The organism is Blautia sp. DFI.6.71 (assembly GCF_020593585.1).
In the GTDB taxonomy this organism is placed as follows: Bacteria; Bacillota; Clostridia; order Lachnospirales; family Lachnospiraceae; genus Blautia_A; species Blautia_A wexlerae.
In genome coordinates, this window is record NZ_JAJDMJ010000016.1 from 1 (window position 1) to 21,985 (window position 21,985).

The 21,985-nt window shown below is 40.8% G+C and carries 15 protein-coding genes and 1 tRNA gene; 13 read left to right on the plus strand and 3 right to left on the minus strand.

Annotated features, from left to right (window positions below; genetic code table 11):
* Nucleotides 1–118 precede the first annotated feature (118 nt).
* From LJE12_RS08720 to LJE12_RS08735, 4 genes are all read left to right on the plus strand, one after another.
* Entirely contained in the window at nucleotides 119–2,143 is a 2,025-nt protein-coding gene (locus LJE12_RS08720) for a beta-galactosidase (protein WP_177976497.1), read from the plus strand.
* Nucleotides 2,144–2,283: 140 nt separating this feature from the next.
* Nucleotides 2,284–5,718 (plus strand): DEAD/DEAH box helicase, encoded by a 3,435-nt coding sequence (locus LJE12_RS08725; protein WP_055151736.1) that lies wholly within the window; start codon nucleotides 2,284–2,286, stop codon nucleotides 5,716–5,718.
* Between the two features lie 156 nt (nucleotides 5,719–5,874).
* A complete protein-coding gene (spoVT, locus tag LJE12_RS08730; protein ID WP_025578988.1) occupies nucleotides 5,875–6,423 on the plus strand; it encodes a stage V sporulation protein T in 549 nt (182 codons plus the stop codon).
* 137 nt (nucleotides 6,424–6,560) lie between these two features.
* Nucleotides 6,561–7,763, plus strand: coding sequence for a metallophosphoesterase (locus LJE12_RS08735; protein WP_025578990.1), 1,203 nt, complete (start codon nucleotides 6,561–6,563; stop codon nucleotides 7,761–7,763).
* 92 nt (nucleotides 7,764–7,855) lie between these two features.
* On the opposite strand, the gene LJE12_RS08740 is transcribed toward LJE12_RS08735, so the two are convergent.
* Entirely contained in the window at nucleotides 7,856–9,319 is a 1,464-nt protein-coding gene (locus LJE12_RS08740) for a nicotinate phosphoribosyltransferase (RefSeq protein ID WP_026649484.1), read from the minus strand.
* Nucleotides 9,320–9,781: 462 nt separating this feature from the next.
* Here LJE12_RS08740 and LJE12_RS08745 point away from each other — a divergent pair.
* Both LJE12_RS08745 and LJE12_RS08750 read left to right on the plus strand, forming a co-directional pair.
* Nucleotides 9,782–9,853, plus strand: a tRNA-Gln gene (locus LJE12_RS08745).
* A 65-nt stretch (nucleotides 9,854–9,918) separates the two neighbouring features.
* On the plus strand, nucleotides 9,919–11,193 hold the full coding sequence (locus LJE12_RS08750; RefSeq protein ID WP_227226881.1) for an AGE family epimerase/isomerase: 1,275 nt from the start codon (nucleotides 9,919–9,921) through the stop codon (nucleotides 11,191–11,193).
* Nucleotides 11,194–11,310: 117 nt separating this feature from the next.
* On the opposite strand, the gene LJE12_RS08755 is transcribed toward LJE12_RS08750, so the two are convergent.
* Together LJE12_RS08755 and LJE12_RS08760 are read right to left on the minus strand one after the other, a co-directional pair.
* Nucleotides 11,311–11,673, minus strand: coding sequence for an alanine:cation symporter family protein (locus LJE12_RS08755; RefSeq protein WP_118593540.1), 363 nt, complete (start codon nucleotides 11,671–11,673; stop codon nucleotides 11,311–11,313).
* Between the two features lie 63 nt (nucleotides 11,674–11,736).
* Complete coding sequence (locus LJE12_RS08760) at nucleotides 11,737–12,381, minus strand: phosphoribosyltransferase (protein ID WP_008707815.1); 645 nt, start codon at nucleotides 12,379–12,381, stop codon at nucleotides 11,737–11,739.
* Nucleotides 12,382–13,035: 654 nt separating this feature from the next.
* Between LJE12_RS08760 and LJE12_RS08765 the strand changes: the two genes are divergently transcribed.
* The 7 genes from LJE12_RS08765 to LJE12_RS08795 all read left to right on the plus strand — a co-directional run bounded on the left by LJE12_RS08765 (nucleotide 13,036) and on the right by LJE12_RS08795 (nucleotide 21,772).
* Nucleotides 13,036–13,731, plus strand: coding sequence for a response regulator transcription factor (locus LJE12_RS08765; RefSeq protein WP_118593552.1), 696 nt, complete (start codon nucleotides 13,036–13,038; stop codon nucleotides 13,729–13,731).
* Between the two features lie 198 nt (nucleotides 13,732–13,929).
* Nucleotides 13,930–16,587 carry a sensor histidine kinase gene (locus LJE12_RS08770; protein ID WP_227226867.1) on the plus strand — a complete coding sequence of 886 codons (2,658 nt, stop codon included), beginning with the start codon at nucleotides 13,930–13,932 and terminating at the stop codon, nucleotides 16,585–16,587.
* 136 nt (nucleotides 16,588–16,723) lie between these two features.
* Nucleotides 16,724–17,434, plus strand: coding sequence for an acyl-[acyl-carrier-protein] thioesterase (locus tag LJE12_RS08775; RefSeq protein ID WP_008707812.1), 711 nt, complete (start codon nucleotides 16,724–16,726; stop codon nucleotides 17,432–17,434).
* A 208-nt stretch (nucleotides 17,435–17,642) separates the two neighbouring features.
* Entirely contained in the window at nucleotides 17,643–18,473 is an 831-nt protein-coding gene (gene rhaD / locus LJE12_RS08780; RefSeq protein WP_173720450.1) for a rhamnulose-1-phosphate aldolase, read from the plus strand.
* 151 nt (nucleotides 18,474–18,624) lie between these two features.
* Nucleotides 18,625–19,317, plus strand: a complete 693-nt coding sequence (locus LJE12_RS08785; protein ID WP_271737466.1) for an L-ribulose-5-phosphate 4-epimerase — start codon at nucleotides 18,625–18,627, stop codon at nucleotides 19,315–19,317.
* Nucleotides 19,318–19,737: 420 nt separating this feature from the next.
* On the plus strand, nucleotides 19,738–20,964 hold the full coding sequence (locus LJE12_RS08790; protein WP_227226868.1) for a hypothetical protein: 1,227 nt from the start codon (nucleotides 19,738–19,740) through the stop codon (nucleotides 20,962–20,964).
* The gene (locus tag LJE12_RS08795) at nucleotides 20,954–21,772 is read left to right on the plus strand and encodes an alpha/beta hydrolase (protein WP_055058294.1); all 819 of its coding nucleotides are present in this window, start codon (nucleotides 20,954–20,956) and stop codon (nucleotides 21,770–21,772) included. The genes LJE12_RS08790 and LJE12_RS08795 overlap by 11 nt, the downstream gene beginning before the upstream one ends.
* Nucleotides 21,773–21,985: the final 213 nt, after the last annotated feature.

Genomic DNA, 21,985 nt, shown 5'->3' on the forward strand with positions numbered 1-21,985 from the left:
GCGTATTGCCTGCAATCGTCAAAACATACACAATGAAGCAGTAAGAAGTATTCGTAAGGACTTCAATTTCTCGATGTGTTTGGGTATATTTAAACACATTTGGAGTGGCAGAACAAGTATGGACTTTAGAACAGATAAACTGCTCCATGGCGGTGATTACAACCCGGAACAGTGGTTAAAGAGGCCGGATATTCTGGCAAAAGATATTGATATGTTGGAGGAGTCTGGCTGTAATGTAGTAAGCCTTGGGATTTTTTCCTGGTCTACACTGGAACCGGAAGAAGGTGTATTTCATTTTGAATGGCTGCAGGAAATCATTGATAAGCTTTATAAAAGAGGAATTTCTACAATCTTGGCTACACCGTCAGGTGCAAGACCAAAATGGATGGCAGATAAGTATCCGGAGGTACTTCGTGTAGATGAAACGCGTCACAGAGCGTTATTTGGATTCAGACATAATCATTGTTATACTTCTCCTGTTTACAGAGAGAAGGTACATATTATTAACAAAAAGCTGGCACAGGAGGTTGCCACACATCCGGGTGTGATCCTGTGGCATATTTCCAATGAATATGGCGGAGAATGTCACTGCCCATTGTGTCAGGAAGCATTTCGTAACTGGTTGAAAGAGAAATACCAGACTATTGAAAACCTGAATGATCAGTGGTGTACCACTTTCTGGAGTCATACCTATAACAGCTTTGACCAGATTGAGAGTCCGTCTAAGATTGGTGAGACACAGCTTCATGCACTGAATCTGGACTGGAAACGCTTTGTCACTCATCAGACTGCTGATTTCATTCATCATGAGATTGCAGCACTGAGAGAGGGAGGAAGCACACTTCCGACTACTGCTAACCTGATGCATTATTTTGGAGGTTTAGATTATTTTAAGATTGCGAAAGAGATAGATGTGGTTTCCTGGGATACCTATCCTACATGGCATAAAGAGGCTGTGATCGATACAGCTTATGACAATGGAATGTGCCATGACCTGATGCGTTCTCTGAAAGGAAAGCCGTTTTTCCAGATGGAATCCTGCCCGACTTCTACAAACTGGCAGAGTGTGAGCAAATTAAAGAAACCGGGAATGCTTTTTGCACAGTCCATGCAGGCGATCGCACATGGCGGAGAGGGTGCTCTCTATTTCCAGATCCGTCAGAGCAGAGGTGCTTCTGAGAAGTTCCATGGAGCAGTGATCGATCATTACGGTGGAAATGATACAAGAGTGTTCAAAGAAGTTTCCAGAGTTGGAGAAACTTTGAAAGAAATAAGAGAACTGGCAGGAACAACTGTGAACAGTTCGGCTGCCATGCTTTATGATTGGGACAGCCAGTGGGCAATGGAGGACAGCCAGGGACCGAGAAATAAAGGACTTCATTATCTGGAAGCAATGCTGAAATTCTACAGAGGTTTCCGTAAGCAGGGCGTGAATGTGGATGTGATAGATATGACCTGTGAGCTGGACAAATATAAAGTATTGGCTCTGCCAATGGTTTATATGTTCAAGGAAGGTTTTGCCGAAAAGGTTCGTGAGTTTGTGGAAAACGGAGGTACACTGATCACAAGCTACTGGTCCGGAATTGCAGATGACACAGACAGGTGTTATCTGGAAGGAACTCCTCATGGTCTGATGGATGTGCTGGGAATCAGAAGTACAGAGATTGACGGCCTCTATGACTGGGAAGAGAATTCTTTTGTTCCTGTGGCAGGCAATGAACTTGGACTGGATAAGACTTATACATGCAAATATCTGTGTGATCTTGTGGAGCTTCGCGGAGCACGTACCTTAATGACCTACGGAAGTGATTTCTATGAAGGCTATTCCTGCCTGACAGTGAATGAATACGGCAAAGGTAAGGCATGGTATGTGGCAGCAGATGCTGATAAAGAATTCTATGGAGACTTCCTTGAAAAAGTGCTGAAAGACAGCGGCGTTTCCTGTGGAATCAAAGAAGAGATTCCGGACGCACTGGAGATCACAGTGAGAGAGAATGAAAATGAAAAATATTATATTTATCAGAACTTCGGAACAGAGGCTGTAAATATTCCTGTACCGGAAGGCCAGATCAGTTGGATTTATGGCAATGGAAGCGATAAACTTAAAGTTTATGGTCTTGCAGTTGCTAGGGTTATCGTGTAAAATAAATAGCGATGGATGAGGAAATCCCTTCACTTTAAGCAGAGATTGATACTGCCTGGTGAAGGGGTTCTTTTTTACTCAGGTTTAACCGGGAAAATGATACAAAAAGTTTTTAATTGTATCAGGAAAGGTATAGAAATATGATTTCAAAAACTCAGATCAGATATATGGCAAATTCTTCATCATACAGTAAAGGTGCAGAACTTTATGCAACAGGAAAAGTTTTGGATATGGATGTAAAAAATATGGGTGCGTTTGATGAAATTGTTGCATCTGTAAAAGGCAGTGGAAGAAATATCTATGAAGTAGATGTATCAATCGATACAGAGAATGATGAAGTTGATACCTGCTATTGTGAATGTCGGGCATATGCAGAATATGGTGGACTTTGTAAACATTGTGTAGCGGTTCTTCTGCAATATAATGATTATGAAAATGATATGGATAGTTATGATTACGGACAATCTGTAGAAAAAATTGTAAAAGGTGGTCTGACCCATACGATCAGAAAAGGAGTGCAGATGCATACCACGCCGGAATTGGCTTCATTATTGCAGAAGCAGGCAGTTGCGAAGTCTCTTCCACTGATTCAGGGAAGCACTTATGGAAAAGTAAGGCTGGAACCATATTTTAATTTTGACGGAAGAACATTTACAGTAGAATTTAAAATAGGAATTAATAAAATGTACGTACTGAAGGATGCATTTTCCTTTGATGTTCATATAGCAAATCAGGATGATTATAAATATGGGAAAAATCTTCAGTTTGTCCATACAATAGAATCCTTTGCCGAGGAATCCAGACCGCTTGCGAAATTTATCTGTAAATGGGCAGACAACAACAGGCAATTTCACAGATCCTCTTCCTATTATGGATACTATATGGGAACTCTGGAAAAGGTAAGGCATCTGGAGCTGTCAGGAAATGAACTGGCAGAATTTTTGCTTTTGATGGAAGGAAAGACATTGCAGGGAGAATCCATAGGAACCAGAAACACAACCTGGGAAATAACCAGAGAACATCTTCCGAGAAAAATGACCATAACAGGTGCAAAGCAGGGAATTGAACTGAAGGTAAGCAAATTTACGTGTGCGGCAAATACGGAACAGTATAAAATTTGCTTTTATGATAAAAAGATTTATATTGAGAATGTAGAAGAGCTTTTACCTGTTAAGGATTTTCTGGACAGTTTGTCTTTGATCCCCGGTGAGAAAGCGTTTATAGAAAATAAAGATGTACCGGCATTCTGTCAGGAACTTTTACCGGTGATCCAGAAGTTTTTTAAATGCAGAATGGTTGAATTTCATCCGGAAAATTATGGAATGGTTAAACCGGAGTTTCGATTTTATCTGGATGCACCGCAGGAAAATATGGTTACATGTAAGGCGACTGTTAAGTATGGAGACAGGGAATTTTCTTTATATACAACGGACGATATTGCAGCAAGGGATATGAATAGAGAAACAGTTGTCAGAAATGTGATTCATAAATATTCGAATGCTTTTAATCCATTTGAACAGTGTGCGGTAATTGCGGATGATGAAGAGATGGAATATGAATTTCTGACAGAAGGAATTCAGGCACTGCAGGCAGTGGGAGAAGTATTTATTTCTGATGCGCTGAGACGGATTGAAGTCCGGAATTCGCCAAAGGTTACAGTAGGTGTTTCCCTGAGTGGAAATCTGCTGGAGCTGAGTATGACAGCAGGAGATATTTCAAAGGAAGAACTGATTGACATTCTTTCCAGATATAATAAGAAGAAAAAGTTCTATCGTCTGAAAAACGGAGCTTTTGTAAATGCAGCAGACTCGGGTCTGGATACAGTGGAAGAACTCAGGGCAGGGCTTCAGCTGACGGATAAGCAGATGAAGCAGGATAAGATTGAAGTACAGAAGTACCGTGCGTTGTATTTGGATGCACAGTTGAAAGAGAATCCGGTTGTTTCGGCAGTAAAGGATAAATCTTTTAAGTCGCTGGTAAGAAATATGAAGACCATTGAGGATAATGATTTTGAGGTGCCGGAGAGCCTGGATAAAGTTCTGCGGGAGTATCAGAAACGGGGATTTCTGTGGATTAAGACATTGAATTATAATGGATTCGGCGGAATACTTGCAGATGATATGGGACTTGGAAAAACGTTGCAGGTGATTGCATTTCTACTGTCAGAATTTCTGGAAAGAAGGAATACTGTTGTTGAAAATATAGCAGTAAAAGAAACTGCAATGTTAAATATGCAGAGTGAAATTGAGACAGTGGAACAGGCGTGCAAGGCAGCAGAGGCGCAGAAAGCTGATGGAAAGAAGGCAGATGGACAAACTGGAAAGCTGCAAAGAAATACATTAATTATAGCTCCTGCATCATTGGTATATAACTGGAGCAGTGAAATTCAACGTTTTGCACCGGAGCTTACAGCAAAGATGGTGACAGGGACTGCAGCAGAGAGAAGACAGATCCTGGCAGAAGCAGATTCTGAGGATATTCTTCTGACTTCCTATGATTTGCTGAAAAGGGATATCAGCGAATATGAAGGATATAAGTTCAGATGTGAGATTATTGATGAAGCTCAGTATATCAAGAATGCAAACACTCAGGCTGCGAAAGCAGTAAAAGAGGTTCAGGCAGACTTCAGGCTGGCTCTTACAGGAACTCCGGTGGAAAACCGCCTGAGTGAATTGTGGAGTATATTTGATTATCTGATGCCCGGTTTCCTTTACAGTTATAAGAAGTTCAGGGAAGAAGTTGAAATTCCGGCAGTTCAGAATTCAGATGAAGATGCAATGAAACGTCTGCAGAAAATGATCCGGCCGTTTGTACTCCGAAGATTGAAGAAGGAAGTGCTTACAGATCTGCCGGATAAGCTGGAAGAGAATATGTTTGTACAGCTAACAGGAGAGCAGCAGAAGCTTTATGATGCACATGTGAAACGGATGATGCTGATGCTGGATAAGCAGTCCGAAGAAGAATTTAAGACCTCAAAGATTACAATTCTGGCAGAGCTGACAAAATTGCGCCAGATCTGTTGTGATCCGTCTCTTATTTTTGCAGATTATAAAGCTGATTCTGCAAAAGTGGATATGTGCCTGAATATGATCAGTAATGCAGTGGAGAGCGGACATAAGATTCTGTTGTTTTCGCAGTTTACGACAATGCTTGACCATCTTGCGAAGCGCCTTGAAGAGGAGAAGATCAGTTACTATATGCTGACTGGTTCTACAAGTAAGGAGAAGCGTGCACAGATGGTAGAGAACTTTAACACAGATAACACACAGGTATTCTGTATTTCTCTGAAGGCAGGAGGAACCGGTCTGAATCTGACGGCAGCAGATATTGTAATCCATTTTGACCCATGGTGGAATCTGGCAGTGCAGAATCAGGCAACGGACAGAGCACACAGAATTGGTCAGAAGAATGTAGTGAATGTATACAAGCTGATCGTGAAGGATACGATTGAAGAAAATATTTTGAAACTGCAGGAAAAGAAACGTGAACTGGCAGATCAGATCCTGGAGGGCGAAGGGCTTAACGGAGGCAGCTTCACAAAAGAGGAACTGATGGAATTACTTTCCGGGAAATAACCGCTTGATTGCAGTTAAATGGCATTTTTTGTAAATACAGAAATGTATATTCTCCCTGTTTTTCCACATAATAACCATACAACACATGATATGGAAACTGAAGGGTACAAAGACAGTAAACTTCGATAAAAGGAAAAACAGGAGGAAGAAAAGTGCATGAAAGCGACAGGAATTGTTCGGCGCATAGATGATCTGGGGCGTGTGGTCATTCCTAAGGAGATCAGAAAAACGCTGCGGATAAAAGAGGGGACACCACTGGAGATTTTTACTGACCGGGAGGGGGAGATTATTCTGAAAAAGTATTCCCCTATCGGAGAACTGAATGTTTTTGCAAAGGAATATGCAGAGGCGCTGGCGCAGTCAAGCGGGATGGTAGCGTGTATCACAGATCACGATCAGGTAGTGGCTGCTGCGGGACAGGGAAGCAGGGAATATATGGGAAAACCTATCAGCAAAGCTCTGGAAGATGCAATTACGGAGAGAAGCTCTGTGTTTGCCAACGGAAATGACAGAGGCAGGATACCTGTGACTCAGGAACAGAGAGAACCTTTGTATTCCCAGATCATGCAGCCTATTATCAGTGCAGGAGATACAGTAGGTTCGGTTCTTTTACTGGGAAAGAATGAAAGAGATGTGATGGGTGAATCAGAGAAGATGCTCATCAGAACAGCAAGCGGATTTCTGGGAAGACAGATGGAACAGTAAAATTAATAGAATCTTCAGCAGCTTATAGTGGCGGCTGAGGATTCTTTTTTGTATAATAAGAAGCAGTTATGATTTTCTGGAATTGTTATAGTAATAAAATTGTTATGGCAATGAGAGTTGGAAAGGAGACATATTATATGGCTGCAATATATCTGGCACCGTTTTATCTGTTGGTATGCGTGTATATCCTGCTTCGCAGCCTGCACTGGTTTCAGGTACTGCATACGGTTTTTCGGAATGTGTGGGTGTGCAGGGGGATTGGACTTGTATATTTATTTGTAGTGTTTAGTATACTGATCGCATTTATGGCACCTGCATCAGGATTCAGGAGATTTATGAAGCTTCTGAGTAATTACTGGCTCGGTGTTTTGATGTATACACTTATGACTCTGGGAATCGCGGATGGATTGAGACTGTTACTGAAATATCCTCTTAGAAATTTTGCCTTTCCGGGGAGAGAATTGCTTTTCAGTAATATGGGAACTGCTGTTGTGGGAGCTGTCTGTGCGGTGATCATTTCAACAGTCAGTATTTACGGAGTGCTCAGTGCCGGAAATATACATACAACGAAGTACAATATTTCTGTTGATAAAAAGGCAGGAAATATGAAGGAATTAAATGTGGTTCTGATCGCAGATCTTCATCTGGGATATAATATTGGATGCAAGCAGATGGAGCAGATGACAGAGAAGATCAATGAGCAGAATCCGGATTTGGTGGTAGTGGCAGGAGATATTTTTGACAATGAATATGAGGCACTGGATGATCCGGAAAAACTGGCAGAGATATTGAGAGGAATTCGGTCGAAGTATGGTGTGTATGCATGTTACGGAAATCATGATATTCAGGAAAAGATCCTGGCAGGCTTCACCTTTGGCAGTAAGGAAAAGAAAGAGAGTACCCCGGAGATGGATGAGTTTCTGGAGAAAGCGGGGATTACGCTTCTGAGAGATGAGTATGTGCTCATTGATGATTCTTTTTATCTGTATGGAAGACCGGATTATGAGCGTCCGGGACGGGGGATTGATAAACGAAAGACTCCGCAGGAAATCACAGAGGGTATGGATGTGTCACTGCCAGTGTTGGTTATCGATCATGAGCCGAGAGAACTTCAGGAACTGGCGGATACAGGTGTGGACGTAGATCTCTGCGGACATACCCATGACGGACAGGTATTTCCGGGAAATATTGTGATCAGATTCTTCTGGGAAAATCCCTGTGGTTATCTGAAAAAAGGAAATATGCATAATATCGTTACATCCGGTGTAGGGCTTTTTGGACCGAATATGAGAGTTGGGACTAAAAGCGAAATTTGTGATGTCAGCATATGTTTTAACTGAATCAAGTAAGTCCCCGGCTTCAACTGCCTGTTGATTTTTGCGGTTGGAGCCGGGGACTTGTCTGTTTTGTTACTCTTAATCTGAGTTTATGCTCAGTCGAGAGCTTTCTCACTCATTTCTTCCAGAAGATCTTTTTTCAGATCCCAGAGTTTCTGAGAAAGGTCTACATATACTTTCTGAGGATTTACGAAACGTCTGGATTCATCCCAGAGAGTATTCTGCTCTTTCTGGCAGTATTCGCGAAGTTCCATAACAGATGGAGATTCATAGACCCGTTTACCTTCTCTGATGACAGGAACGAGAAGTTCGCGTACTTCATAGGTTCCGCCGAGAACTTTTGTCTTTTTCCAGGTATCGATTGGATCAAAGAGAACCATGTTCTGGTCTGCATCAAGCTTTTCATCAGCAAGGCAGATAAGATCTGCCCTGATTTTTCCGGTTTTCTTATTATAGAGACGATATACGGTTTTATTTCCAGGGTTGGTTACTTTCTCTGTGTTTTCGGAAAGCTTGATCTTAGGTGTAAATTCGGTACTGTCTGCATCTTTGACAGCAGCAAGTTTGTATACACCGCCGAATGCAGGATTATCGTTGGCGGTGATCAGCCGTGTTCCGACACCCCAGGAATTAATCTTGGCATCCTGAGCCTTCAGGCTCTCAATGAGATATTCGTCCAGATCGCTGGAAGCGGAAATAACTGCATCGTCAAATCCGGCAGCAGCAAGCATCTTATATGCTTCTTTGGAAAGGTAGGCAAGATCACCACTGTCGATACGGATACCGTATTTGGTAAGCGGAATACCTTCTTCGCGCATTTCCTCAAATACACGAATTGCATTTGGAACACCGGATTTCAGGACATCATAGGTATCTACCAGTAAGGTGCAGGCATTGGGATAAAGTTTGGCATAGGTTTTGAATGCGGTATATTCATCCGGGAAGCTCATGATCCAGCTGTGTGCGTGAGTTCCAAGGACCGGTACGTCGAACATTTTGCCTGTGAGAACACAGGAAGTACCGGCACATCCACCGATGACTGCGGCACGTGCGCCAAAGATACCTGCATCCGGTCCCTGGGCACGACGCAGACCAAATTCCATGATCGCATCACCTTTTGCAGCATAGCAAACACGGGCTGCTTTGGTAGCAATGAGGCTCTGGTGATTGATGATATTCAGGATTGCTGTCTCTACAAGCTGAGCTTCCATGATAGGTGCTACAACTTTGACAAGCGGTTCTCTTGGGAAGACAACTGTTCCCTCAGGAATTGCATAGATATCACCTGTAAAACGGAAGTTGCTTAAATATTCAAGGAAGTCCTCTTCAAAAATATTCAGGCTTCTGAGGTATTCGATATCTTCATCTGTGAATTTAAGATTCTCAATATATTCAATCATCTGTTCCAGTCCGGCAGTGATGGCAAATGCACCTCCGCATGGATTGGTACGGTAAAACATATCGAAGATAACAGTCTGGTTTGTTGGGTTCTTAAAATAGCCCTGCATCATAGTAAGTTCATAAAGGTCTGTGAGCAGAGTAAGATTATTAGCTCTCATATATAGCTCTCCTTTTGGGTTCATAATAATATCTCGGGTGTAACTGTTTATCGCAATTTACAGATATCAGGCCAGGGCTGAATAGCTTTTGACCTCAGTATCATAATATATAGTCTGGAGAAATTATTATTAAGATTTCCTGCTGCTTTGGTCTCTATAGCAAGTTTCTAGTGTGCCGACAAGTTGATTCTTGAAACAATCTTGCGTCAACCTGTCGGCACACCAGTTACGAGAATTGTTATATTTAAGAAAGAGTATATCAGAAGCAGCAATAAGTTTTTATTGATTATAGCATAATTTTTCCCAGAGTACATAAAAAAACTCCGGGAAATAGGCGGTATTTTCATGTTTTTGAAGAAAAATAAAAAAAATTAAAAAAATTTCAAAAAAGGGGTTGCATTTTTTGAAAGACTATTATATAATACCAATTGTCGCGAACGAAGTAGCGAAAACAAAACATAAAGGGCTATCGCCAAACGGTAAGGCAACGGACTCTGACTCCGTCAGTTCAAGGTTCGAATCCTTGTAGCCCTGCTACATGAGGCACCTCGGTATGAGGTGCTTTTTTGTGCTATAAGAGAAACTGAAATTTTTTGGAAGTGAAAGGTAAGATTAAGATGGAAAATTCGGGTAAAAAATATCAGATAGATACAGAAGAAAATAAAATGTTCTTAGGTGAATTGCAGAAAAATCTTTTAAATTTTGGAAAAGGATTTTTATCACCGGGAGGAAGTGCTTATTTCCTTGGGGATGATGGAACACCATGGAAAGACAGAAACAGAGAAACATGGATCACATGCCGTATGGTCCATGTATATAGTATGGGAATCATGCTTGGGGATAAAGAAAGTCCGGCACTGGTACATGGTGCTGTACATGGATTACTGGAAGAACTGAAAGATCGTGAAAATGGAGGATGGTATCCGGGAATTACACCGGATAATAAATTCCTGCCAGATAAACAGTGTTATGCTCATGCATTTGTTCTTCTGGCTGCTTCTTCTGCTTTGCTGGCAGGAGAAAAAGATGCAGAAACTCTGCTTAAAGATGCATTGGAATTATTTGATAAACGGTTCTGGGATGAGAAACAGGGACTTACTTATGATACCTGGAATACAGAATTTACAGTTCTTGATGATTATCGCGGTCTTAATGCAAATATGCATACAGTAGAAGCGTTTCTGGCAGTAGCAGATGCAATAAAAGAAGAAAAGTACAGAATACGTGCAGGAAGAATTATAGATCATGTTATTGGATGGGCAAGCGCAAATGACTGGAGAATACCTGAACATTTTACAAAGGAATGGAAAGCTGATCTTGATTGCAATAAAGAATGTCCTGCTGATCGTTTTAAACCTTATGGAGCAACACCGGGCCATGGAATTGAGTGGGCCAGATTGATCGTGCAGTGGGCATATTCTTCTTATAAAGATACCCCTGATTCTGCAGAAGTATATTTAAAAGCTGCAGAGAAACTCTACAACAGAGCAGTTGAAGATTCCTGGAATGTGGATGGAAATCCTGGAATTGTGTATACGACTGACTGGGATGGAAAACCTGTTGTTCATGACAGAATGCATTGGACATTGGCAGAGGCAATCAATACATCAGCAGTCTTATGGCATATAACTCATAAGCAGAAATATGCAAAAGATTATGAAGAGTTTATGAGATACCTGGATGATAAGGTATTGGATTATAAAAATGGTTCCTGGTTTCATCAGTTAGATGAAAATAATAATGTGATAGGAACAGTATGGCCGGGAAAATCAGATGTATATCATGCTTTTCAGTCAACCTGGATCCCATATGGAACACCATATATATCAATCGCTTCAGATGTAAAACAGTATATGGAAGTATGCCATCAATAAAGTAAGTGTTTATTTGTACCCGGCGTACAAGATTTCTGTAAAATGCAGCCAGAACCTGATGGAACAAGGTTCTGGCTGCATTTTACTTCAGGATGATAAAAAGAATGATGTGGGTAACTATTTTTTAATCTCCGGCTGGAATTCTTTTACATCTTTGGCAATCTCGCCGCTTAACAGGAGCATGCAGATCTGGTTCGGGATAGCCATCAGTGCGTTGGCGATATCGGAGAAGTTCCATACCAGAGCTCCGGGACCACCGGAAACCATGGCTGTGGCAACACCGACGATATTTCCGGTACCGATGGTGGTTGCCAGTGCGGTTGTCAGTGCGGAAAAAGGGGATACATCTCCCTGTCCGCGGCTCTTGGTGCGGGCTTCCTTGCTGAGTGTGCTTTTCAGTGCATAGCCAAGGTTACGCCATGTAAGAAATCTGGTGCGCACAGTCAGGAAGATACCGGTTCCGACCAACAGGATCAGCATCACCGGTCCCCAGACAAAGTCATCAATTCTGGTAACAATTTCTTTATAAAATACTTCGAAGATTTACAGAGCTGAATATCCGTAGCTGCTGACAATGGCATCGATTTTCTGCTGCCTCTGACACATTGGACATTTTGTAGATGAATAGGAATGATAGTCCGGTATATCTTTGGTGTTAAAAATAGAATATACAGGGAGAGAAGCCACGCTGTCTACTCTGCTGAATATGGCTGCGATACCTCTGATAGTGCCTCCGTAATACAGAATGCTCTCGATTGCTTTGGACAAAGTAGAGCCTGTGGTAATCGAACCATTGAGGATCAGTACATTTTTGCCCTTGATCATTGGCTGAAAATTATCACGGAAGATAATCTGTCCGGAATTGCTGGATTCAGGAGTAATCACGTAGATCGTCTGATGAGCATTCAGGGAAAAAATGCCGGCTTTGGTAAGTTCTTCAGAAAGATATGCGCCAATTACTTCCAGTCCGTCCATACAGATAATGGTATCAACAGGAGTAGATACTTCATAATTAGCAGCCAGTTCGTGAGCAATATTCTGTGCCTCGGCAGTTCTGGATTTCATAGTTGTAAGATCCAGATAGTGAGTGATATGTGACTGAGATGTGACGAAATGTCCGGGAATTACCTTCAGCTGAATGCGGCTGTCACCACGGGCGTAGATTTTTGTCATGTTTTCCAGATTCATAAGAATACCTCCCTCGTTGAAAAAAAACGTGTAACTGTTCAGTAGCTTTGCGGTTATCAGACCATTGAACAGTTATAAATCAGTACATTAATCTTATAAAACATTGTAGCATTGTTTTGCCGAAAAATAAATAATATTGTACAAAATCAATAAAAAATTATGCGATATGTATGAAGATTGTTAATAAAATACCAAAAAACATATAACGATGATCCCCTGGTGCGTTGATGGAAGTATTATTTACGAGGGTTGCTATAGATTGGTTGTGAGTTATGGAGAATGGAATAAACAGTGATGGGTGTGGAAATGGGAAACAGAAGAGAATATTCTATAGAAGTAATATATGTGAAATGATATAATGATTTTCAGTCTATTATTGACTGTCAGAAAAAGAGAAAAGATGAGATAAAAAATGTATACAGCAGAACGAATAGAAGAATTGGATGAAAATAGGAGCCTGATAAAAGTGACAGATTAACAGCCTGATATTTTGACTGCGAAAAGTGAATAATCATAAGAAAATCTTAAGAATTTGTCCCTTTCATATTAAGATGCTTCGATTATTCTAATAGCAGAAACACAAAATAAGAAGCCGGAGTGTCTGTAATGAGAGATTTCAGACAGGCATTTCGGATGATGAGGGAGGTGTGTAAAGTGGCGAATATTCTGGTCTGTGATGATGATAAAGACATTGTAGAGGCAATCAGTATTTATCTGGAGCAGGAAGGCTATACGGTCCTGAAGGCATACGACGGTGTGGAGGCGATTAACGTATTGCGCAGTCAGCCGGTGGATCTGCTGATCATAGATATTATGATGCCGAAGTTGGATGGCATCCGGGCTACTTTGAAGATAAGGGAAGAGAATCCTCTTCCGATCATTATTCTTTCTGCAAAATCAGAAGATGCAGATAAGATCCTTGGATTAAATGTAGGAGCAGATGATTATGTGACAAAACCTTTTAATCCGCTGGAACTGGTGGCGAGGGTGAAATCACAGCTTCGCAGATATACAAGGCTGGGAGCAGCAATACCTGTGGAGAATGCTCATATCTACGAGACAGGAGGTCTGAGTATAAACGATGATCTGAAGGAAGTCAGGGTAGACGGTGATGTGGTAAAGCTGACACCTATTGAGTACAATATCCTGTTTCTTCTGATGAAGAATCAGGGAAGGGTATTTTCTATTAATCAGATTTATGAAAATATCTGGAATGAGGAAGCAGTTGCTGCAGATAATACGGTGGCAGTGCATATCCGGCATATCAGAGAAAAAATTGAGATTAATCCAAGGGAGCCAAGATACCTGAAGGTTGTGTGGGGACTTGGATATAAGGTGGAAAAAATTTAACCAAATCAAGTAAGTCCCCTGCTTCAATTGCGAAAAGCAATAAGCAGTGGGTGGGGACTTGCTTGTATCAGGAGGTGTGCAAGCACATTCTGATAAACTGTGAAGCAGTTATTTGGTTATGAGCAAGTAGCAAAGCGGATTGCGAATATCCGCTTGACAAAGCAATAAATTAAATAAAAAAGGAAAGGGACAAACATTATGAAGGGAAAAGGATACAGAAGCAGTTCTGTCAAGGCAATCTGGATCGTGATCGCGCATCTGGCAGCAGTTGCAGCAGCAGTCTGTGTAGCTATGTTTGTGATGATCTATCAGACTGGAATCCGCCTGGATGACAGAGGCAAAAGTTACACAGAATCAGAAGCATTTGAGAAACAGGTCAGCAACAGAGGATCAGATATTCTGGTCAGTCTGGCAGCGCAGGATGACATTAACTATCTGAAAAATGCTGGTTCATCGGCAGTGATCGATCTGGCAGAATTTGAGGAAAAAGGAAACACCCGTGATTCCATCAGAGACCTTTCTCTGAAAAATACTTCCGGGCTTGCGTACTCTGTAAGTGATCTTCTGGAGTGGGGAAAAGACTGGGAGGCAAACTATTATGAAGGTGTTTATGACGAAGATTCACAGGTCATAAGATGTGAATCTTTTGACGGAACCAGCCACTATTTTTATCGGACTGACTTTAAAAAGATGGTGGCAGATGGAACACTGAAAATTAATTACAATACAGATTTTCTTGAAGAAGATGATTTCGAATCAAAGACCGAGTCCGAGAAACTGGATACCGTAGCAGATGAACTTTATTACAGATATACCTCACAATCAGAGAATATCGGCAACGTTACGGATACCAGAACAAACACAGAATATCCGGGATGTTTTTTCGTAGAACTGAGTCAGCTGGACGAGAAATTTGCACCACAGGGAGCTGAGAATATCCTGGATGCGGTAAACAAAAGCACGGAATGGAATGGGAGACTGGAGGATGCATATAAGGAGTTATTCACACTTCTGGACTGCATCCGTGCCATACAGTCAGATGAACAGTTCAATGATTATGAAACATCACTGGCATCCGTCTTTCACAGCGTGGGAGACTATACCGAAGGGAGTACCAACCTCACATATCTTTTCGCAGATAAAGAAACACAGACAATCTATACAAATAAAAAAGCGTACAGCAGTTACGCACAGCTGGAGCAGAACCTTGAGAAAATATTTAAGGAAAAAGCATATGCAGTTGTTTACCCGGAATTAAGTGAGTGTGTTACAAATATTCCGGGTGCAGATCTGCAGGTGTGGAATCATACCATTGATCAGAGCTTTGACACAAAGGATTTTGTATTTGCAGTTTCGGTTGATACGAAATTTTCTGTGGCAGATTCCATGGCTGATGAGGCAGAGAACTATGAGACATATTCAAAGCTTATGTTTCCGATGCTGGCAGGAGCAATCTTCGGAAGTGTGCTCTGGCTGATCGGTATGGTGTGGCTGACTGTGACAGCAGGAAGGAAACCAAAGGATGAAGAAATTCATCTCAACGGATTTGACAGATGGTATACAGAAATTGCGGCAGGAACAGTAATCGGTATATGGCTGGCAGGAACGATCATATCGGGAACCTTGATCGCCAACTCATCATTGGGTTACAGTCATGCAGTAGTGACAGTGATTGTTATCTGTCTCATATGTGGGACTTATACAATGGCATGGTTTCTGATCGGATATCTCAGCCTGGTAAGAAGAATAAAAGCAGGAACCTTATGGAAAAACAGTATGATTAGAAAAGTTCTGAAATGGATTGGAAAATGCAGTGGGAAGCTTGCTGATTTTGCCAGAGCTTTTTCCAGAAATACAGCAGAAAAAATAAAAGTTCTGCTTGTGGGAGGTGCATTTTTATTTTTGCAGTTCCTGATCATCGGCTGCGTATTCAGTGGTGCAGGAGTATTCCTGCTGGCATTGATGGCTGTAGATGTGGCTGTTATGATTTTCGCCATCAGAAAAGCAGACGGGCAGGATCGTATTATGGATGGTCTGAAGAAAATAAGCGATGGAGAACTGCAGTATAAGATCAAAACAGATACACTTACCGGAAAACAGAAGGTGATGGCAGAATATATCAACAATATTGGCAGTGGTCTGGATGCTGCTGTGGAGAACAGCCTGAAAAAGGAAAGAATGCAGACAGAGCTGATCACAAATGTTTCCCATGACCTGAAAACACCTCTGACTTCCATTATCAATTATGTAGATCTGATGAAACGTGAGAACCCGACAGATCCGAAAATACAGGAATATCTACGCATCCTGGATGAGAAATCCCAGAGACTGAAGGTGCTCACAGAGGATGTGGTAGAGGCATCCAAGGCAAGCACCGGAAACATTAAGCTGGAGATGAATGATATTGATTTTGTGGAAATGGTGCAGCAGGTGATCGGAGAATTTGAAGAGAAATTCCAGGAGAAGAACCTGACTATGATGGTACATTTCACAGACGAACCGTCCATTATCTACGCAGACGGTCAGAGAATGTGGCGTGTCCTGGAAAACGTATTCGGCAATGTTGTGAAGTACGCAATGGAGGGCACCAGAGTTTACGCAGAGATCAGCAACAGAAATAAAAAAGTAACCTTTTCCCTGAAAAATATTTCAGCACAGCCTTTGAATATCTCTGCGGATGAACTGACAGAACGATTTATCAGAGGAGATGTGGCGAGAAATACAGAGGGAAGCGGACTGGGACTCTCTATCGCAAAGAGCCTGACAGAGCTGCAGGGAGGTGAGTTTAAGCTATACCTGGATGGGGATCTGTTTAAGGTAATGATCACATTTGTAGCAAAGAATTACAGTAAATAATATAACGTAGAACAAAGATAAGGCATAGGGCAGTTTATAAAAAACTGTTTTATGCCTTATACTTTTGGCTTGTTATAATAATAGAAAAGAAGTATATTAAAAAATCATAGCGACATAAGAAAAGAGGACATAAAAAATGAATTACAGTTTTAACAGTAGAGTCAGATACAGTGAGACAGGTGAGAACGGCAAACTGACATTACCGGGTGTTTTGAACTATTTTCAGGATTGCTGTACATTTCATGCGGAGTCGGTCGGGCTTGGAGGAGACGTGCTGAAGGCAAGAGACAGAGCGTGGGTTCTTTCTTCCTGGCAGGTAATTGTGGATGAATATCCTGCTATGGGAACGGAAATCAGGATCACGACAGCACCTTATGATTTCAAAGGATTCATGGGTATGCGTAATTTCACCATAGAAACAATGGATGGGAAGAAGCTTGCCTGGGCGAACTCCAACTGGACACATCTGGCCATCAGTACAGGGATTCCGGTGAGATTGACACCTGCAGATACAGACAATTACATACTCGGCGAAAAGCTGGAAATGGATTATGCACCGAGGAAAATCAAACTTCCGGATGACATGACTTCACAGGAATCGTTCACAGTGCAGAAGCATCATCTTGACACTAATCATCATGTAAACAACTGTCAGTATATCTGTATGGCAGAAGATTTCCTGCCGGAAGATTTCAAAGTATACCAGATGCGTGCAGAGTATAAGATGCAGGCAAAACTTGGAGATATAATCTGCCCGAAAGCAAAAGCAGAAACAGGAAAGGTGATTGTATCGCTTGATGATACAGACGGAAAAGCATACGCAATTATAGAATTTCAGCAAAAATAACGGTAAAAATCTTCTGAACAGGATGAATAGCAGGACAGAATTGACAAAGATATTTCGGAATTGATGTGTGGTTTTGTGAGAGATTTTTTGAATAAATTATTTACAAACAACAAGAAACAATATATAATACATTCATAAACAACAAGAAACAATATATTGTTAAAAACAAACAACATAAAACCACAAAAAAGCGGAGGAGATATATATTATGAAAATTCTGGAATCTAAATTTGTACAGGGATTTATCAAAATGGCAAATGACGGTTATCTTCAGGGATGGCATGAGAGAAACGGCGGAAACTTAAGCTATCGTCTGAAACCGGAGGAAGTAGAGATGATTCGTCCCCGTCTGAATGCACCTGGAGAATGGATACCGATCGGGGTAGAGGTTCCGGGATTAGCAGGAGAGTTTTTCCTTGTAACGGGAAGCGGTAAATATTTCAGAAATATTATCGTGGATCCGGAAGTATGTCTTGCGATCATTGAACTGGATGAGACAGGAACAAATTACAGAATCCGCTGGGGCCTGGTTGAGGGCGGCAGACCTACCAGTGAGCTTCCGACTCATCTGATGAATCATGAAGTGAAGAAGAAACTGACAAACGGAAAACATCGTGTTATTTATCATGCACATACGACAAATACAATTGCTCTGACATTTGTTCTGCCACTGGATGATAAGATCTTTACAAGAGAGTTATGGGAATCTGCTACAGAGTGTCCGGTTGTATTCCCGGACGGCGTAGGTGTTGTCGGCTGGATGGTACCGGGTGGAAGAGAAATTGCCATAAAAACAGCAGAATTAATGAAGAAATATGATGTTGTTATCTGGGCACATCATGGAATGTTCTGCTCAGGTGAAGATTTTGACCTGACATTTGGTCTGCTCCATACGGTAGAAAAATCTGCAGAGATCCTGGTGAAGATTCTTTCTATGACTCCAAATAAACTTCAGACTATTACACCGGACAATTTCCGTTCACTTGCAAAAGATTTCAAGGTAAGTCTGCCTGAAGAGTTTTTGTATGAGAAACAGTAAAATAATCAACATACAAGTTGGTACATGTACCGTACAAGTGCTATAATACAGATATTAAGAGATTTTCCGGGTGGGATATGCAGAAAAAAGCCGGAACATCTGAAAGCTGTTGTAAAAGAATATCTGAAAAGCAAAAGGAGAGGTACGAATCATGCTGGAGAAATTAAAAGAGGAAGTTTACAAAGCAAACATGGATCTTCCAAAATACGGACTTGTTACATTTACATGGGGAAATGTAAGCGGAATCGACAGAGAATCAGGACTTTTTGTCATCAAACCAAGTGGGGTTGATTATGATCTGCTGACACCGGATGATATGGTTGTTGTAGACCTGAATGGAAATAAGGTAGAAGGAAAATACAATCCATCTTCTGATACAGCAACTCATGTAGAACTGTACAAAGCATTCCCGAATATCGGAGGAGTTGTACATACACATTCTTCATGGGCAACAAGCTGGGCACAGGCCGGAAGATCAATCCCATGTTATGGAACCACACATGCAGATTATATTTATGGTGAAGTTCCATGTGCACGCTGCCTGGAAGGCAAGGAATTTGAAGAATATGAGAAAAACACAGGACTTCTGATCGTAGACCTGTTTAAGGACAAAGATTATGAAGCAGTACCTGCAGTACTTTGCAAAAACCATGGACCATTTGCATGGGGCAAGGATGCTCATGAAGCAGTACATAATGCAGTTGTTCTTGAGGAAGTTGCCAAGATGGCATCCCGCTGTGAGCTGATCAATCCACAGGTAAAACCTGCACCACAGGATCTGCAGGATAAGCACTACTTCAGAAAACATGGTGCAAATGCATATTATGGACAGAGAAATAAATAATTGCTGATCTGAAAATAAAAGATATGAACTTGTTAAAGATATAAAAAATCTCCCGGATAAGAGTAAGCGCTTCTCTTATCCGGGAGATTTTTTGTAGCAGAAGAAACAAGGAAAATTCTTCTGCCATATTGCAGAAAGTCCGGGCAATTTTCTGCAACTTTATCGAAGGAGGAGAACGTTTCAGGGCAGACCGTTAGCATGAATGCAAAAGATGTCATGATCCTTGAAAGATAATAACAGCTGAACTTTAATATTGTATGGTTCGTTTAATTTGCAGTAAACGTGACAGCAACATTTTATTTTGCACCTTAACAATTACATATATTTACCTTATAATGAACTCATAAGAAAATGCAAGAAATTAGGTTGATATACCGGAATAGTAACAGTAAGGATTTCAGACAACCGGAGGAAATGCATATGAAAGAGCAGCAGGAAAAAATAAGAGTATTAGATCCACATATAATACTGATATTATTTATATCAGCGTTTGTATTCGGCATAGGAATGCTGATGATTTTCCTGGAAAGAAAGGAAATAAGAACAGAGGGATATGAATTTATAATTGTTAGTGTGGAAATATTAATGTTGCTGTTAATCTTGTATTATATGAGAACTGTTGTGCTGAGCAGAGAAGGCTGTACGGTATCCTGGCTGTTTTGGAAGAGAAATTATAAATGGGAAGAGCTTGCTGTTATCAGAGAGGATGTCTGGTATACATATGGTAAAGGAGGGAGCATACGTTATCAGGGGATTTTATTTTCCAAATATGCAGTAAATAAGAAGAAAAAGAAATATACTACCAGGATGATCGTTGGTGCGTTTCCGCTTTCAGATTGTTTTTACATTACTTTTGATGAACATGGCAATGTTTTTTCTTATAAATTAGAAAAAGGAAAAAAGCAAGTTATTAGAAAAATGTACGTAAATGTTCGTGAAAAAATGAAGGAATGGGGAGTGGAGGCAGAAAAAGGAGAGGGAATAAAAGAAGAAGAAAAACAAAGACAATATGATGAAATGATAGAATTGAGGAGGCAACAAAGAAAAAAAATTCAAAGCAAAGGAGCAGACTGTACAAATTTAAAAGAATATCAGCAAGAAGTAATAAAGATCAGAGATTTTTTGCAGATAACCATGGTAATACTTATTACGGTACTGCTTATTTGGACAGGGCTGTCTGCTGAAGAGGGAGAAAGAATTCCAATATTGATTCTTGAGTTTTTGATTGATGCACCATTATTGTTTTTCTCTTCAAAAGTCGTAACATTAAGTAAAGAAGGCTGCAAAATATCGTATCTGTTTTTCAAAAAAATGTATAAATGGGAAGAACTTGAAATTATACGTGAAGATTATTTTCCAAGTTTCCGAGACAGGAGAAGCAGAGGGATTGTTTTTTCTAAAAGAAAAAAGAATAAAGCAGGATATATATATACAACACGGGAAATTGTAGGATCAGGTCATATTTTAGAGTGTTTTTATATTGTTCTTGATGCAGATGGAAATATACATTTATATAAGCGTCTGGCAGCAAAGGATGGCAAAACAAAACTGAGAAAAGTAGCTGTAAATATTCCCCAAAAATTAGCGGAATGGGGAGTAGAAATGGAAAAAATGATGAAATATACAGGAGGAACTTATGATTTATAAGAAGATTGAAATTGCAGTAGACGGATATAAAGAAACTGCAGATTTATACACTTATTTTCTGGATAATTCCATTGAAATGCATATCAACAGAAAGCGTCCGGTAGTTGTGATCTGCCCGGGAGGCGGGTATGCTATGACTTCTGACAGAGAAGCAGAACCGATCGCCATGCAGTATCTGGTAAGGGGATATCATGCAGTGATCCTGCGCTATAGCGTAGAACCTGCCAGATATCCACTGGCACTCTTGCAGCTTGCGAAGTCTGTTGCTTTTTTAAGAAAAAATGCTGCAGAGTTTCATATTGATACGAATAAAATTGTTCTGCAGGGCTTTTCCGCAGGTGGTCATCTGGCAGCAAGTCTTGGCGTTTTCTGGAAGAAAGATTTTATTGCACAGACACTTGGGGTAACTTCTGATATGGTGAAACCAAATGGTATGATCTTAAGTTATCCGGTGATCACTTCCGGTGAGTTTGCACATACAGGTTCCTTTGAATGCTTGCTTGGAGAGGATTATAATGATCTTGATAAGAGAAAAGAACAGTCTCTGGAATTCCAGGTATCTAAAGATACACCAACCACATTCCTGTGGCATACAGTGACAGATGATTGTGTTCCTGTAGAGAATTCTCTGTTGTTCTTCAATGCGTTGCGCAAATTTGAAATTCCGGTAGAAATGCATCTTTATCCGGTTGGCGGACATGGTTTAAGTCTTGCAAACGAAGAGACAAGCCACGAAGACGGCGGCTGTGTACAGAAAGAATGCCAGTCCTGGATAGAACTGGCATGCAAGTGGATGCAGAATATATAATAAACGATAAAGAATCTGTCTGAGTGTATGTGAAATCGAGTTGGAATAAAATACATCCTGATCCATAGTGAACAGTAACAATTTGTCTGACTAAAATAAGATAATAAAAATAATAAAGGCGGCATTGTGCCGCCTTTATTATTTATGTTATACTGAAATACAAAGCTTCCGTATTGTAGCGGATGAGTTTATCCGCTTGATTAACACAACAGA